This window comes from Neotamlana laminarinivorans (assembly GCF_020523925.1).
GTDB lineage: Bacteria > Bacteroidota > Bacteroidia > Flavobacteriales > Flavobacteriaceae > Neotamlana > Neotamlana laminarinivorans.
Window position 1 is genome coordinate 79,201 of record NZ_JAJAPW010000006.1, and the last position, 16,237, is coordinate 95,437.

Genomic DNA, 16,237 nt, shown 5'->3' on the forward strand with positions numbered 1-16,237 from the left:
TTTAGCTGATACATTTATTACCAACTAACCACCAATTTTTAAATAACTAAATAACATGACGTTTAAACTTTCATTTAATTTTCCATTAGTAATATTTTTTTCTTTTGTAATTGTTTTTTCTGGATGCTCTAACAAAAAGGATTACACAATAAAAGTTTATCAAACTTCGCAAGCTGGAGATAACTTAAAGTTAATTTGTAATTATAATAATACTAAAGTATCTAATAACTTTCAGACTATACACTTAGAGTTAAACACAAACGAATTACACCAAGAATATTATGGTTTTGGAGCCTCGTTTACAGAGTCTTCTGCTTGGAATTTAGCAACAATTCCTGTGGAACTTCGTAAGGAAGTATTGAGCAAACTTTTTAGTCCAACTGATGGTGCTGGATTTTCGTTAACACGAACGCATATTAATAGTAGTGACTATTCTAATAACCACTATACCTATATTGATGATGGCGATGAAACACTTTCTGCATTCAGTATTAATGAAGATTTAAAAGGGTTTTCTGGAGAAGAAAATGATCAAGTTCGAGGTGTAGAGCTTGTAACGCCTGAATATGATTTAATTCCCATGATTAAGGAAGCGCAAGATATTTCTGGAGCGAATTTTAAAATTATAGCATCTCCTTGGAGTCCGCCGTCATGGATGAAAACAAATGAAACTTCAGAAATGACAAATGGTTTTTTAAAGCCAGAGTATTATAGTGTTTGGGCAAAGTATCTTTCTAAATATATTTCAGAATACAAGAAGCAAGGTATTAATATTTGGGCTTTAACACCTCAAAACGAGCCTTTACATTCGCATGATGCACGATGGGATAGTAATGGGTTTACCGCAGAACAAGGGCGTGATTTTTTGCGTTATTATCTAGGGCCTCAACTGGTTGAAGACACACATGTAAACCTCGAAAACTTAAATGAAGGTTTACGTATTTTGATATACGATCATAATAAATCTACAATGAATGATTATGTTAATACAATATATAATGATCCTGAAGCCGCAAAATATGTTTGGGGAACAGCTTTTCACTGGTATGCAAATTCCGAATTAGAGGACAATAATTATTTCGCTGATGAATTAGATAAATTAGCAGAGAAATGGCCAAGTAAAGGTATTATTCATTCAGAATCGAGTATTGATATTGATGCAAACGATCCGATTGGGCAATATTGGAGAGAAAGCACTGATTACGCAGGTGTTTTTGTTCCTTTTGATACTTATGCTTACGACATTATTACAGATTTAAATCATGGTGTACAGGGTTATGTTGAATGGTGTATGATATTAAGTAATAAGGGGCAGCCAAACCCTTATGATAATTTTAATAGTGCACCAGTTTTAATAAATCCGGTTACAGATGAGGTTATTTATACACCGTTATATTATTTATTAAGTCATTTTAGTAAATTTATTCGTCCTGGTGCTAAAAGAATTGAGGTTAAAGGTGATAAAGTTGATGGTGTTATTTACACTGCAGCAAAAAACACAGATGGCACTATTTGTATTGTGGTTTATAATAAAACTACTGTGATGCAAAATTTAGAATTGAAATTGAAGGCTATTACCGAAACTGTTCAAATTAGCCCCAGAGCTATGCAGACTATTTGTATAAAGCCTTAATTTTAAGACACGGTGTTTTGCGTTAGGGATTGAGCTATTGTTGGAGCTCGCCGACGGAGGAGGAAGCGACTAGCGAAAGCGCGACCCTTGTGGTAACGCCCAACAATTTTAAAATCCAATCCCTTTTATTTTTTTATATTCTAAAATGGCTTTACTGTCGGACAAGGATGCGACGTAATGGCAAACACTTAACAAACGCTTGTACAAACTGGTTTGGTTGGTTTGCAAACTAGTGGGCAAACTTTTTAAAATAAGCTTATCGTAATTTGAAGCTTGGCTTTTAAAAGTGTTGTTTACGGCGTGCGTGTAAGCGTTTAACAAGGTTTTTATAACACCGTAGCCCACGATTTCTTTGTCAATTACATCCTTTGATTGGTATATTTTGTCTACGCTAATTTTAATTATATCTTTTATTTGTGCGTCGTATTTACTTTTGTCTAAGAGTGCACAATTGAATTCTCCTTTTAGAATGGCGTCCTCATTGTCCATAAATACATTTACAGCATCGTCAATTAGGCTTCCAATAGCTAAAGCACGCAGGTAGCCAATTCTATCTTCGGGTGTTGTTAGGCTGTAGTAGTTTTCGGGTTTAATGTTGTGTCGGGTGATTTTAGATAAATATTCCAAAGCAAATTCTTCGGGTATTAGTCCTAGGTTTATGCCGTCTTCAAAATCTATTATAGTATAGCAAATATCGTCGGCGGCTTCAACTAAAAAAGTTAATGGGTGTCTTGAAAAACTAATGTCTGTTTCGCTTCGTTTTTGTAAGCCTAAACTATTGGCCACATCGATAAAGGCTTCTTTTTCACTTTGAAAAAAACCATATTTTTTATCGGCAATATGCGCTGTTGGTTTTTTTGGAAGCGACTCTTTTGGGTATTTTGTAAAAGCGCCTAAGGTTGCATAACTTAGTCTTAATCCACCTTCGCGACCTTTGCGACTTTCAGTTAAAATTTTAAATCCGTTAGCATTGCCTTCAAACTCGCATAAATCTTGATACTCTTTTGGTGTTAATTCATTTTTATATTTTTGGCCTTCACCATTTATAAAAAATTCGCCAATAGCTTTTTCTCCAGAATGTCCAAAAGGTGGATTACCAATGTCGTGGGCTAGAGCTGCTGCAGCCACGATAGCTCCAAAATCGTTGGCTTTATAGCCTAGTTCGTATTGTAGTTCTGGGTATTTTTCTAATATTTTTTTTCCGGCTAAACGTCCTAAAGAACGCCCAACAACACTAACTTCTAAACTGTGCGTGAGTCTTGTGTGAACAAAATCGGTTTCAGATAAAGGTATTACTTGTGTTTTGTCTTGTAAGCTTCTAAAGGCAGAAGAAAATATAATACGGTCATAATCAACTTCAAAACCCAATCGGGTTTCGTCCTGTGTTATACGTAAACGTTCTGCGGTATCGCCAAAGCGTTTTAACGATAATAATTGTTCCCAGTTCATGTTTTGGTGTTTAATAAAAGCAAGATAACATATTCGTGAAAAACACGGCTAAAAACTTCTTAACATTAAGGTAAAGATATGATTAACTTTTATTCATGATTTAGTAACATTGAGTTCTGAAACTTACTTTTTCTTTGTTGTTGAATTATTAATTCAACTTATGAAGCAATATATTTTCGTTTTATTTTTTGCAATAACTGCATTTTTACAAGCGCAAACAACTAGTTTGTTATCAGGTACTTTGGTTGATGCTGATTTTGAAACTGAGCCTTTAGCATTTGCTGAGGTTTTTATTAAAGAAACTGGAGTGAAAACATTTACAGATTCTGAAGGTGTTTTTAGTATAGAGACTTTAGGAGAGGAGATCTATACACTAGTTTTTTCTTTTACTGGTTATGAAGATAAAGAGGTAATAGTGGATAAAAAAGCATTTAATAAGCAAATAATAAAAGTATCGCTTCAAACTAAAACTATTTCATTTGAAGATTTAGCAAACGCTTTAGTGAAAGCAGAAAATTAGATAATTACAATCAATTTAATATATACCGAGAAGCATCATTTTTATGATGCTTCTTTTTATTTAAATATATATAGTAGAAGTTATATGTTAATTTAATGTTACTAAAAAACAACTATTATTAATTAGGTAACATTAAACTAACCTTTTTATTACTGTTCTTTAATCTTGTCGTAACACATTATTAAGTGTGTGGTAGTTTCTTTGCAGCAGAATTTTAAATCAACAAAATCAAAAAATATCTAAAAAATTTAATACTCATGAAAAAATCATTTTTAACTTTTTTAACCGCATCTGCTTTAATATTTACTGGATGTTTACAAGATGATGATACTCCTATTGTTATCGAGGAGGTTACTAATAACTATTACAATGACGGTGATACTGATGGTGATACTGATTATGAAACAATTGTGGTTTCTGGAGGTATTGCTTTAGATGATACTTGGACAGCTGACAACGTTTACGTTTTAGATAGAAAAGTTGTAGTTCAAGAAGGTGTAACTTTAACTATTGAGCCAGGAACTATTATAAAAGGTAGGGCTGGTACAGGTTCTTTATCTTCTGCATTAATTATTGCAAGAGGTGCTCAAATTAATGCTGTTGGTACTGCTGATGCTCCAATTATTTTTACTTCTGAAAGTGATGAAATTGAGCCAGGTGAAACTTCAGGGCCAAACTTAGACGAGAGTCACAGAGGTCTTTGGGGAGGAATCATCATGTTAGGAAAAGCAACAATTTCGGTAGCAGGTGATACAGGTCTTGCAAACATTGAAGGAATTGCTGCTGACGATACCTTTGGTTTATACGGTGTTGACTTAGAAGCTGGTGAATCTTTTGATGATGCTGATAGCTCAGGTACTTTACAATATGTTTCTATCCGTCACGGTGGTGCTTTATTAGGAGAAGGAAACGAAATTAACGGTTTAACTCTTGGTGGTGTTGGTTCAGGAACTACTATAGATAATGTAGAAGTTGTAGCTAACGTAGATGATGGTATCGAGTTTTTCGGTGGTACTGTTAATGCTTCAAACTTATTAGTGTGGGCACAAGGTGATGATGCTTTAGATATCGACCAAGCTTACTCTGGTACTATTACAAATGCTGTTGTTATTTTAGGTGATGCTTCAGATCACGGTTTAGAAATTGATGGTCCTGAAGGTTCTTTAGATGGTGAATTCACTATTAATGACCTAACAATGATTGGTAATACTACAACTGCTAACGGTGAGTATGCAGATTGGAGAAGTAATGCTCAAGGACATGTAAACAATGTTTATGCATACGGATTTAAAGATTCATCTGATGTTGAGTTAGATAATGATGGTGTTGCAACAAACTATAACGCTGGTTTAGTTACTATGAGTAACTGGGAAATTGTTTTACCTTCAGGCGTTACAGATGTTACAAGCATATTTAAAAACAACGCAGAAACTGTAACTGTAACAGGTTTAGGTTCTGAAGCTACTGCTGTTACTCAAGGAAGTCAAACAGTTGGAGCTACTACTACAGTTTTAGGCTGGACTTATACAGCTGAAAATGTAGACTTCTAATAAAAAACCATTATTTAACAAAATAAGTACAACTGCTCACAAGGTGAGCAGTTGTTTATAAAACTCATTTATGAAAAATATTTCAATAGTTCTTATTCTATTTGTAATAGGATTATTTAATGTAGCCTACGGACAAACTGGTGTCTTAGCTGGTAAGGTTATTGATGGCGACTATAACGATGAGCCCCTTGCATTTGCTAATATATTGGTTAAAGGAACTACAACAGGTACCACTTCAGATTTTGATGGCAAATACCAAATGGATTTAGATGCGGGTACTTATAACATTATCTTTTCTTTTGTAGGTTACGAAACTAAAGAAATTAGTGGTGTTGTAATAAACGCAGGTCAGGTTACTAATTTAGATATTTCATTAGCTTCTAATGCTTTAGATGAAATTGTAATAACAACAAGTGTACAGCGAAATACTGAATCTGCAGCTTTAGCGCTTCAAAAAAAATCAGTTACTTTATTAGATGCTATGTCGGCACAAAGTATAAAGAAAACTGGAGCTGGCGATGTAGCTAGTGCTGTTAAAAGTGTTCCAGGTGTTTCTGTGCAAGGCGGTAAGTATGTTTATGTAAGAGGTCTTGGAGATAGATACTCCAAGTCTATTTTAAATGGTGTAGATATTCCTGGTTTAGATCCAGATAGAAACACCGTACAAATGGATGTATTCCCTACAAATATTATTGATAATATTGTAGTAGTAAAATCTGCAGCAGCAGAGCATCCAGCAGATTTTACAGGTGGTATTGTAGATGTAATTACAAAAGATTTTCCTACAAAAGCCGAATATTCAATTTCTTTAGGTGCTGCTTACAACCCTAGTATGCACTTTAATAGCGATGCGCTTAAGTATGAAGGAAGTGATACAGATATTTTTGGTTACGATGATGGAACTAGAAGTTTACCAATAAACCGATACCAGCCAATTCCAGGTACTTTTGAAAATAGAACTTTATTAACAAGCTTAACAAATCGTTTTGAGAAACAACTTAAAGCAGATAATTTTACTAATGGAGCTAATTTTGATTTAGGCTTTACTTTAGGTAATCAATATGCTTTAAAAAACGATGATAAAATAGGTTATCAAGTTGCCGTTTCATACAAAAACGATGTTACTTTTTACGACGAAAGAATTGATGGTCGTTATACTAGACGTGTTACTTCTGGATCTGAAGACATTTTTGAATTAGATGGAAATAGATTAAGTAACGGTTCTGAAAGTATAAATACTGTACTTTTAAGTGGTTTAGTTGGGGTTGCATATAAAACTAACCGATCTAAATACAAGGTTAACTTTTTACATATTCAAAATGGAGAGACAACCTCAAACTTCTTAGAGCAACAAATTAATACCAGTGGTGGTGTTGGTGCCTTCGAGCCTGTTGTAAAAGATGGTCTATTATATACACAACGTTCTATTAGTAATTTGTTAATTGCAGGTTCTCACAATATGGGAGCAGAAAATGATTGGACTTTCGATTGGAAATTTGCCCCTACCTTTACTGGTGTTTACGATAAAGATCATAGAATTACACCATTACAAATTAGTGATGATGGTGATTATTTTATTTCACCAAGTGCTTCTAGTTATCCGTTACAATTATGGAGAAATTTATCGGAGGAGAACTGGACAGGTAAAGCAGATTTTACTAAAAAAGTAAACATTTTTAATAGACCTGCTAAAGTTAAGTTTGGTGGTGCTCATACTTATAAGTTTAGAGATTTTACTATTGATAATTACTCTTTTACTTCAACAGACTTAATTGTTCCAAATGGGGATAGTAATTTATTACTATTAGAAGAGAATATCTGGACTCCAGATACTGGTGAAGGTACATACTTAAACTTAGAGAATGTTTACGAGCCATCAAACTCTTACGAAGGAGAATCGCAAGTAAGTGCTACTTATGTTTCTGCAGAATTTAACTTTTCAGAAAAACTTAAAAGTGTTTTAGGAGTTCGTACAGAATATTATTCTCAATACTATACAGGTGAAGAAAATGATGGAACGTCTTATACTCGAGAAAATATTATTGATGAATTAGATTTTTATCCTTCGGCTAATTTAATTTATGCTTTAACAGAAGAATCTAATTTAAGAGCATCATATTCTCGTACAACAGCAAGACCATCTTTTAAAGAAGCATCTAGTGCTCAAATATACGATCCTGTTACTAATGACACCTTTTTAGGTAATGGATTTGGTAAATTTGATTCTGATGGTGGAGTTATTTACGATCCTATTAGTCCAAGTTACATTAGTAACTTTGATTTAAGATATGAAATTTTTAGAGAAGAAGGGCAAATGATTGCCATAAGTGGATTTTATAAATCATTTAAAGACCCTATAGAAATTGTATTTATGCCTAACACAAGTTCGGCTTCACCACAATTTACTGTAGCTAATTTAGGTGATTCTAAAGTTTATGGTGCAGAGTTAGAGTTTCGTCAAAATTTTGGTTTTCTATCAGAATCTTTGTCTAATTTAAAACTTACAGCTAACGCATCCTATACAAAGTCTGAACTAGAAATGTCTGAGTTTGAATATCAATTACGTACTGCCGAAGGTGTGCTTAAAACCGGTGAAAGTGTTGACAGAATTCGTGATTTACAAGGTATGTCGCCTTACTTAATTAATGTAGGTTTAGATTATGATTTTGTAGAAACAGATCTTAGAGCAGGATTATTCTATAATGTGCAAGGTAAAACTTTGGAAATTGTAGGTACAGGATTTTTCCCAGATGTTTATACACAACCATTTCATAGTTTAAATTTTACATCTAATGTTACTTTAGGAGAAAAGAAAAGATCTTCAATATCTTTTAAAGTAAATAATATTTTAGGAGATGAAAGAGAGAGTGCTTACGAATCGTATAACGCACAGAATCAAACATTTTCTTTAAGACAACCAGGAACAGAATTTTCTTTAGGATATTCATTAAAATTCTAAATAATAAAGTGTTAAATTAAAAAAGGCCTAAAGTTTATATGCTTTAGGCCTTTTCTTTACACTAATATTTAAGCTAATATTATAAAGATGCTACGTTGTTATTGTAGTTAACAAACTTCTTTTTACCATTAACCCAATGTATCCATTTACCAACTTTTTTTCCATTGCTGTAGTAAGCAGATACTAGTTTGTTACCTTCTTTGTCATAACTAATCCAGTTACCTTCTAGTTTTCCATCTAAGGTAAACGAACCTGTCTGGCTAACTTCTCCATTATTATGGTAATAAACAACATCAATTAAGTTAGTCTCTTCGTTTAGTGTTAATTTTTTTTCTTTTTGTGCAAAAGTCAATGAAACGAACATTGCCATTGCAAATGTTAATAATGCTTTCATAATATTGGGGTTTAATTGTTGTACGAATTTTTTACAAATATATATAAATTTTACAATAAAAACACATTTAGTTAACATTAAATTTACATTAACCTTTTAATTAGCTGATTTTTAGGTTTTTAATGTTTTTAAATTTGTAATACGCTGTTAGTCTATAATTTGTGGTAAGTTGTCGTAAATATAGTTGTTTTTTATTTATTTTATTAGCAGAACATAACATTTGGTTAACATAGAGTTCAATTTAAAATGAGACATTTGCTTTATAATTTTTAATGATTTATGGGAGATATTTACATCTATATGTTAGTGGCTTTAGCTGTATTAGCAGCTGCCGATTTAGTTGTTGGAGTTAGTAACGATGCAGTTAATTTTCTTAATTCTGCAATAGGTTCAAAAGCGGTTTCTTTTAAAACTATAATGATAGTGGCTAGTTTAGGAGTTGCACTTGGGGCTTTGTCTTCTAGCGGAATGATGGAAGTGGCAAGAAAAGGTATATTTAACCCTGGTGAGTTTATGTTCGATGAAATTATGATTATTTTCATGGCAGTTATGCTCACCGATATTTTGTTGCTCGACTTTTTTAATACACTTGGTTTACCTACCTCTACAACGGTATCAATAGTTTTTGAATTATTAGGAGCTTCTGTAAGTGTTGCTATAATAAAAATTACAGCAGATAAAAATCAGTCTATATTAGATTTAGGAAACTATATAAATAACGAAAAGGCTATAGAAATAATATTAGGTATTTTGCTTTCTGTGGTAGTTGCGTTTAGTGTTGGTGCTATTATTCAATTTGTTTCAAGGTTGTTGTTGTCTTTTAATTTTAATAAAAAACCTAAAGTTTATGGTGCGGTTTTTAGTGGCTTTGCTATAACCTCTATTATGTATTTTATTTTAATAAAAGGTATAAAAAACGCTACGTTTATGAGTGATGTGGTTAAAGACTTTATTTCTCATAATCCATGGGCTATAATTGGAATTGGATTTTTTGTTTTTACCTGTTTGTCGCTTTTGGTAATGGTTACTTTAAAAACAAACATTTATAAAATAATAATTATAGTAGGAACTTTTGCTTTAGCTGTAGCCTTTGCTGGTAACGATTTAGTTAACTTTATTGGAGTGCCAATTGCTGCTTTTAATTCTTATGAGGCTTGGTCTGTAACAAATATATTACCACAACATTTTCCAATGTTAGCATTAACAGAGCCTGTGCAAACAAAACCGTATTTATTATTGATTGCAGGTATAATTATGGTTTTAACACTTTGGTTTTCAAGTAAAGCACGCTCGGTAGTAAAAACTTCTGTAGATTTATCTAGGCAGGACGAAGGGCAGGAGCGATTCGAGCCCAATTTCTTGTCAAGAAGCATAGTAAGGTACAGTATTGCAATATCAGATGGTTTCAATAACATACTTCCAAATTCATATAAACAAAAAATAGAAAGTCAATTTAAAAAAGCGGTTATCTCTCCACTAGTTAAAAAAGAAGATTTACCAGCTTTCGATTTAGTTCGAGCAGCAGTAAACTTAATGGTAGCTAGTGTTTTAATATCTATTGCAACTTCAATGAAGTTACCATTATCCACAACTTATGTAACTTTTATGGTTGCTATGGGTACATCTTTAGCCGATAGAGCATGGGGTAGCGAAAGTGCAGTTTATAGGGTAGCAGGTGTTTTAAATGTTATTGGAGGCTGGTTTTTTACAGCTTTAAGTGCTTTTGTAGCGGCAGCAATTATGGCTTTAATATTATATTATGGTAGAGGTTATGCGTTAACAGCGCTTTTAACTATAGCCGCAATATTATTGGTTAGAAACTCAATATCGCATAGTAAAAAAGCTAAAGAACAAAAGGCTGAAGATAGTCTTAAAAAGGCCGAAAGTAGTTCAACTCAAGGTGTAATAGTAGAGAGTGCTCATAACATAGCGAATGTTGTTAAACGAGGAAACAAAATATACAATAGTGCTATAGATGGTTTGGCAACTCATAATTTAAAATCATTAAAAAAGAATAAAAGTAACATTAACAAGCTCTCTAACGAAATTGAAGAATTACGTGATAACATTTTCTATTTTATTAAAAAGTTAGATGAGCCTAGTGCTAATGCTAGTAACTTTTACATAACCATTTTAAGCTTGCTTCAGGATTTCACACAATCTTTAGAATACATATCTAATGTTAGCTACAAGCACGTAAATAACAATCATAAAAAATTAAAATTCACTCAAATAAAAGAATTAAAAGAAGTAGATATTGTATTAAATGAAGTTTTAGAGAAAACAAAAGTATCTTTTAATTCACATTCTTTTGAAGAAATTGGTTTGGTTTTAAGTAAAAAACAACAAGTTTTTAAAATACTAAACGATAAAATACAAAAACAAGTAGAGCGAACACGTACCGAAGAGTCTAGTCCAAAAAACACAACCTTGTATTTTAGTATTTTGTTGGAAACTAAAGATTTACTTAAGGCTACGATGACTCTTTTAGAAGAGTATTACAAAGCACACGACGCTACAGTTGAGCCTGCAACTATAAAAGAGTAATTATTAAAAAAATCATAAAATAATAATTTGAACATCTGTAATTGTTTTTTCTGCGTAACTAATAAAAAACAATTAACAACAAATTATTATGAAAAACATTTTAGTTTTATTACTTGTAACCATATTTACATTGTCATGCGTTTCAAAGAAAAAATATATAGCACTTGAGCAGGAAAATGGTGAAATAAAAAGCGAACTACTAAAAACTAAAGTAGCTAAAGAAGATTTAGAATCTAAATTTGCTAAAATAGAAGCTCGTGTTGCCGATTACAACGATAAAATAATGTCTCTTAAGGAAGAAAGCAACTCAAAATTAGAAGTAGCTGAAAGCGGTACAGTTATTTCAAATGATGCTAAAACTCAAATGCGTGCAACTTTAAGAAATGTAGACTCCGAAAAATTAAGCAAAGCAAAAACTTTAAAAGATTCTATGAATTTAGCTGTTGCTTATAACCTTGAAAAAGCTATAAACGATAGTAATATAAATGAAGATGATGATTTTGCGGTAGATATTAACGAAACAGTAGTTATGATTTCTATTGCAGATAATATGCTTTTTAATACTGGAAGCTATAAATTAAGTACTAAAGCAGATGGTGTACTAAAAAAATTAGCAGACGTTATAAATTCTGAGCCTAGTTTAGATGTAATGATTGAAGGGCACACAGATGCAAGAACAATAAGTACAGCAAAAGTTTCAGACAACTGGGATTTAAGTGTATTAAGGGCAACATCGGTGGTTAGAAAGCTTCAAGATAAATACAACGTATCCCCAGAAAAAATGATAGCTTCAGGTAGAAGTAGCTATCAGCCAATTGCAAGTAACGACAACGCTGAAGATAGAGCCAAAAATAGAAGAACTCGCATTATAATTTTACCAAATATTGATAAGTTTTTTGCTTTAATGGCAGAGAATAATAACTCTTTAGCAGAAAATATTCTAGATTAATTAGTTACATCCATTAATTAAAAAGCATCTTCAAATATTTTTTTGAAGATGTTTTTTTATTTTTAGTAATATCTGCTTAAATATCTAAATAAAAAAGGCCTAAACGAAACCGTTTAGAACCTTTTTATAATTCTCCCTAAGAACTAATTAATAGCAATGTAAAGATATGTTGTTTAATTGGTTATAAAAATACGTACATATACGTATTTTTATAAAAACGATTTGTTTAAATTAGCCCAAATAGATAACGACGTAGGTTTATTATCCAAGCCAAGTTTTGCAACAATATTGCTTCGGTGTTTATCTACTGTTCTTACAGAAATAGAAAGTTCACAGGCTATATCTTGGCTTGTATTATTTAAAGCAATTAGTTTAACTATTTTTAATTCAGTTTTAGTAAGGTTTTTAATTTCTTTAGGTTGTTCTTTATGGTTGTTTTGCAGGTATGAAGCGATTTCTTCACTAAAATAAGGTACATTGTTAATTACACTATTTATACAAGCTTCAATTTCTTCAATGGCAAACTCTTTTAAAATGTATCCATAAACATTAAAAGATTTTGCTTTGTCGTATAGCTCTTCTTCCTTATCAAAAGTTATTAATATTATTTTAGTTTCTAAGTCGTTTTTTTTGCAGTTTTCAGCGATTTCTAATCCCGTCATGAAAGGCATGCTAATATCTAGAACAGCTATATCAGGTTTTTCTTTAATTATTAGATTATATGCGCTTTTGCCATCTGTAGCACTACCAATAATATTAAATCCTTTCGAATTTAAAAATTCGGTAAGTCCACGTAGCATCAAAGGATGATCGTCTGCAATTACAATAGAGTTTGCCATTAATTAGTGAGGGAATATGTTGTGCTATTATTTACAGTTTTAAATATAGATATTTCTTTTCATAATCTATTATGGCTTTACCTTTTTTTAAGATATCTGCCCCAATTATACCATCTACAGGTTTAGAATTGTGATCTTTCAATGCTGTGTTTACATGAGTTAAATCAAATAAAACAAGTGCGATTTTGCTATTACTCCATTTACCTATCTTAACCTTATTTTTTTTAGACATTTTAGCGCTCATGTTTGTAGCCCCAGCACCTGCGGCTTTAATAATGGAATCTTCAGCTTTTAGTTTAAAAGTGTCTATTGCTTCAAAGCCAACACAAGAGTTAGAGGCGCCAGTATCTAAAATAAATAAACCCGATTTATTATTAATAGAAGCTTTAATTTCAAAATGATTGGTTTTAGTAAGGTGTAATTTTACCTTAGAGTAACCTTTTTCTAGGAGATAATTTTGAAGTGAAACCATTAAATAAAATTTAAACAAATATAAACATGAAAACATTTATTTTTGTACTAACGTATTTATAACTATTAAAATATTAATTTGATTATTACCGACACGCACACTCATTTGTACAGTGAAGCATTTGACGAAGATAGAATAGAAATGATTAATCGTGCCATTAATAATGGTGTTTCTAGGTTTTTTATTCCAGCTATAGACTCTAGTTATACTTCAAGTATGCTTCAGCTTGAAAAAGATTTTCCAGAAAATGTTTTTTTAATGATGGGTTTACACCCTACACATGTAAAAGATAATTACAAAAAAGAATTGCAGCATGTAGAACATATGTTAAAATCTCATAAATTTTATGCTGTTGGAGAAATTGGTATTGATTTGTATTGGGATAAAAGTACTTTAGGTATTCAACAGGAAGCTTTTCAATATCAAATTTGGTTAGCAAAAAAGCATAAATTACCAATTGTTATACATTGCAGAGAAGCTTTTAATGAAGTTTTTGATATTTTAGAAAAAGAAAAAGACACAGATTTATTCGGTATTTTTCATTGTTTCACTGGTAATTTTGAGCAAGCACAACAAGCTATATCTTATAACATGAAGTTGGGTATTGGTGGAGTTTCCACTTTTAAAAATGGAAAAATTGATAAATTTTTAAATAAAATTAATCTAAAACACATTGTTTTAGAAACCGATTCACCATATTTAGCCCCCACACCATATCGTGGTAAACGAAACGAAAGCGCATATATACTAAAGGTTTTAGAAAAATTGACTTCTATATATAATATATCTACAGAGGAATTGGCAAATATAACCACGCAAAACTCTAAGACTGTTTTTGGTATTTAATAACTCTAAATGAATAAAAAACCAAACATACTACTTATATATACCGGAGGGACTATTGGTATGATTCGAGATTTTAAAACAGGAGCGTTAAAAGCATTCGATTTTAAAAATCTACTTGAAAAAATACCTGAGTTACAACTATTAGATTGTAATATAGATACAGTATCCTTTAATGAGCCTATAGACTCCAGTAACATGAAGCCAGAGTATTGGGTGCAAATGGCCGAAATTATCGAGGATAATTACACGCTTTTTGATGGTTTTGTTATTTTACACGGTAGCGACACCATGAGTTATTCTGCATCTGCATTAAGTTTTATGCTAGAAAATTTAGCAAAACCAGTAATATTCACAGGATCTCAATTACCAATAGGAGATTTAAGAACCGATGCTAAAGAAAATTTAATAACATCTATTCAAATAGCATCAAAACAAGAAAACCACAAACCATTAATAAAAGAGGTTTGTTTATATTTTGAATACAAATTGTATCGAGGTAATAGAACTACCAAAATTAATGCAGAACATTTTCAGGCCTTTGCTTCATTAAATTATCCTGATTTGGCAGAGTCTGGTGTGCACTTAAAAATAAATAAAGAATATTTGTTTCGGTCTAGTTTAAACAAAAATCTTATAGTTCGAAAAAACCTAGATAGCAATATTGCCATAATTAAAATTTTCCCAGGCATTTCTCCTCAGGTTTTTCAAAGTATTTTTAATATTAAAAACCTAAAAGCAGTAATTATAGAAACCTACGGAGCAGGAAATTGTACAACAGAAGCATGGTTTATTAATTTAATTACCCAAACCATTAAAAAAGGTATACATATTATTAATATAACGCAATGTAGTGGTGGAAGTGTAATTATGGGGCATTACGAAACAAGTAGAGAGTTAATAAAAGCAGGTGTAATTTCTGGCAAAGATATTACTACCGAAGCAGCTATAGCAAAAACAATGTACTTGTTAGGACAAAATATTTCAGGTAAAAGCTTCAAAACCATATACGAAACTAGTTTACGAGGAGAAATCACTTAAAATTAACTCTTAAAATTTTAGAGTTAAAAGATTTTTTCGTTATTTGAGCCTCCAAAAATTAAGGTAACTTAAAATAATAAAGAGAGGTGGCCGAGTGGTCGAAGGCGCACGCCTGGAAAGTGTGTATACCTCAAAAGGGTATCGAGGGTTCGAATCCCTTCCTCTCTGCTGATTTTTTATTTTTTATTACTTTATTTTTTTTATCTTTAACACTTTAACTAATAAAATTAAGAAACTAGAACATGAAAAGATTATTTTCTATCCTTGCCATTACAGGAATGATGGTATTCGGAACTGCAAATGCAACTACAATTGCAAACACAACAGCCGCTACAACCACTGTAGTAACGGCAACACAAGAAGATGAAGCTCCTGCCGAAGAAAGCTTAACATTTCACCAAGAATTAAAAAAGCGTTTTATTGAAGGTGGGCCAGAATTTATGGGAATTGTATTGTTATGTTTAATCTTAGGGTTAGCAATTGCAATTGAAAGAATTATCTTTTTAAATCTTTCTACTACAAACACAAAAAAATTAACTCAAAAAGTTGAAGATGCTTTAGCATCAGGTGGAGTTGAAGCAGCTAAGGAAGTTTGTAGAAACACAAAAGGACCTATCGCATCAATTTATTACCAAGGTTTAGATAGAACTGACGAAGGTATAGAAGCTGCAGAAAAAGCTGTTGTAGCTTACGGTGGCGTTCAAATGGGGCAATTAGAGAAAAACGTGTCTTGGATTTCATTATTTATCGCTCTTGCACCAATGTTAGGTTTCATGGGTACGGTAATTGGTATGATTCAAGCATTCGATAAAATTGAAGCAGCAGGTGATATGCAACCATCTTTAGTAGCTGGTGGTATTAAAGTAGCACTTTTAACAACTGTATTTGGTCTTGTTGTGGCTATTATTCTTCAAATTTTCTACAATTATATTATTGCTAAAATTGATAGCATTGTTAACGATATGGAAGATGCTTCTATTACGTTAATGGATCTATTAATTAGACACAAAAAATAATAATATAATTAAAACGAAAACAAGT

Annotated in this window: 13 protein-coding genes and 1 tRNA gene; 10 read left to right on the top strand and 4 right to left on the bottom strand. The window is 31.8% G+C overall.

Annotation, left to right across the window (positions count from 1 at the left end; genetic code table 11):
- The first annotated feature begins 55 nt into the window (after window positions 1-55).
- A complete protein-coding gene (locus LG649_RS13280) occupies window positions 56-1,633 on the top strand; it encodes a glycoside hydrolase family 30 protein (protein WP_226544307.1) in 1,578 nt (525 codons plus the stop codon).
- A 108-nt stretch (window positions 1,634-1,741) separates the two neighbouring features.
- Here LG649_RS13280 and LG649_RS13285 read toward each other — a convergent pair whose 3' ends face one another.
- Window positions 1,742-3,082, bottom strand: a complete 1,341-nt coding sequence (locus LG649_RS13285; protein ID WP_226544308.1) for a deoxyguanosinetriphosphate triphosphohydrolase — start codon at window positions 3,080-3,082, stop codon at window positions 1,742-1,744.
- 160 nt (window positions 3,083-3,242) lie between these two features.
- Here LG649_RS13285 and LG649_RS13290 point away from each other — a divergent pair, with 160 nt between their 5' ends.
- From LG649_RS13290 to LG649_RS13300, 3 genes are all read left to right on the top strand, one after another.
- A complete protein-coding gene (locus tag LG649_RS13290) occupies window positions 3,243-3,602 on the top strand; it encodes a carboxypeptidase-like regulatory domain-containing protein (protein ID WP_226544309.1) in 360 nt (119 codons plus the stop codon).
- 257 nt (window positions 3,603-3,859) lie between these two features.
- Window positions 3,860-5,152 (top strand): autotransporter outer membrane beta-barrel domain-containing protein, encoded by a 1,293-nt coding sequence (locus tag LG649_RS13295; protein WP_226544310.1) that lies wholly within the window; start codon window positions 3,860-3,862, stop codon window positions 5,150-5,152.
- Between the two features lie 70 nt (window positions 5,153-5,222).
- A complete protein-coding gene (locus LG649_RS13300; RefSeq protein WP_226544311.1) occupies window positions 5,223-8,111 on the top strand; it encodes a TonB-dependent receptor in 2,889 nt (962 codons plus the stop codon).
- A 79-nt stretch (window positions 8,112-8,190) separates the two neighbouring features.
- Here the strand turns inward: LG649_RS13300 and LG649_RS13305 are convergent, their stop codons facing one another.
- Window positions 8,191-8,505 carry a toxin-antitoxin system YwqK family antitoxin gene (locus LG649_RS13305; RefSeq protein WP_226544312.1) on the bottom strand — a complete coding sequence of 105 codons (315 nt, stop codon included), beginning with the start codon at window positions 8,503-8,505 and terminating at the stop codon, window positions 8,191-8,193.
- A gap of 279 nt (window positions 8,506-8,784) precedes the next feature.
- Here LG649_RS13305 and LG649_RS13310 point away from each other — a divergent pair, with 279 nt between their 5' ends.
- Window positions 8,785-11,052, top strand: a complete 2,268-nt coding sequence (locus LG649_RS13310; protein ID WP_226544313.1) for an inorganic phosphate transporter — start codon at window positions 8,785-8,787, stop codon at window positions 11,050-11,052.
- 88 nt (window positions 11,053-11,140) lie between these two features.
- A complete protein-coding gene (locus LG649_RS13315; protein WP_226544314.1) occupies window positions 11,141-12,001 on the top strand; it encodes an OmpA/MotB family protein in 861 nt (286 codons plus the stop codon).
- A 209-nt stretch (window positions 12,002-12,210) separates the two neighbouring features.
- Here the strand turns inward: LG649_RS13315 and LG649_RS13320 are convergent, their stop codons facing one another.
- Window positions 12,211-12,840 (bottom strand): response regulator transcription factor, encoded by a 630-nt coding sequence (locus LG649_RS13320; protein WP_226544315.1) that lies wholly within the window; start codon window positions 12,838-12,840, stop codon window positions 12,211-12,213.
- Window positions 12,841-12,871: 31 nt separating this feature from the next.
- Complete coding sequence (locus tag LG649_RS13325; protein ID WP_226544316.1) at window positions 12,872-13,312, bottom strand: retropepsin-like aspartic protease; 441 nt, start codon at window positions 13,310-13,312, stop codon at window positions 12,872-12,874.
- Window positions 13,313-13,390: 78 nt separating this feature from the next.
- Between LG649_RS13325 and LG649_RS13330 the strand changes: the two genes are divergently transcribed.
- From LG649_RS13330 to LG649_RS13345, 4 genes are all read left to right on the top strand, one after another.
- Entirely contained in the window at window positions 13,391-14,158 is a 768-nt protein-coding gene (locus LG649_RS13330; RefSeq protein WP_226544317.1) for a TatD family hydrolase, read from the top strand.
- A 9-nt stretch (window positions 14,159-14,167) separates the two neighbouring features.
- Complete coding sequence (locus LG649_RS13335; RefSeq protein WP_226544318.1) at window positions 14,168-15,196, top strand: asparaginase; 1,029 nt, start codon at window positions 14,168-14,170, stop codon at window positions 15,194-15,196.
- Between the two features lie 80 nt (window positions 15,197-15,276).
- Window positions 15,277-15,364 (top strand) — tRNA-Ser (locus LG649_RS13340).
- Between the two features lie 74 nt (window positions 15,365-15,438).
- On the top strand, window positions 15,439-16,212 hold the full coding sequence (locus LG649_RS13345; RefSeq protein WP_226544319.1) for a MotA/TolQ/ExbB proton channel family protein: 774 nt from the start codon (window positions 15,439-15,441) through the stop codon (window positions 16,210-16,212).
- Window positions 16,213-16,237 lie beyond the last annotated feature (25 nt).

Coding starts and splice junctions, on each gene's coding strand:
- LG649_RS13280 (WP_226544307.1), top strand. CDS start 56: ATGACGTTTAAACTTTCATTTAATTTTCCATTAGTAATATTTTTTTCT.
- LG649_RS13285 (WP_226544308.1), bottom strand. CDS start 3,082: ATGAACTGGGAACAATTATTATCGTTAAAACGCTTTGGCGATACCGCA.
- LG649_RS13290 (WP_226544309.1), top strand. CDS start 3,243: ATGAAGCAATATATTTTCGTTTTATTTTTTGCAATAACTGCATTTTTA.
- LG649_RS13295 (WP_226544310.1), top strand. CDS start 3,860: ATGAAAAAATCATTTTTAACTTTTTTAACCGCATCTGCTTTAATATTT.
- LG649_RS13300 (WP_226544311.1), top strand. CDS start 5,223: ATGAAAAATATTTCAATAGTTCTTATTCTATTTGTAATAGGATTATTT.
- LG649_RS13305 (WP_226544312.1), bottom strand. CDS start 8,505: ATGAAAGCATTATTAACATTTGCAATGGCAATGTTCGTTTCATTGACT.
- LG649_RS13310 (WP_226544313.1), top strand. CDS start 8,785: ATGGGAGATATTTACATCTATATGTTAGTGGCTTTAGCTGTATTAGCA.
- LG649_RS13315 (WP_226544314.1), top strand. CDS start 11,141: ATGAAAAACATTTTAGTTTTATTACTTGTAACCATATTTACATTGTCA.
- LG649_RS13320 (WP_226544315.1), bottom strand. CDS start 12,840: ATGGCAAACTCTATTGTAATTGCAGACGATCATCCTTTGATGCTACGT.
- LG649_RS13325 (WP_226544316.1), bottom strand. CDS start 13,312: ATGGTTTCACTTCAAAATTATCTCCTAGAAAAAGGTTACTCTAAGGTA.
- LG649_RS13335 (WP_226544318.1), top strand. CDS start 14,168: ATGAATAAAAAACCAAACATACTACTTATATATACCGGAGGGACTATT.
- LG649_RS13345 (WP_226544319.1), top strand. CDS start 15,439: ATGAAAAGATTATTTTCTATCCTTGCCATTACAGGAATGATGGTATTC.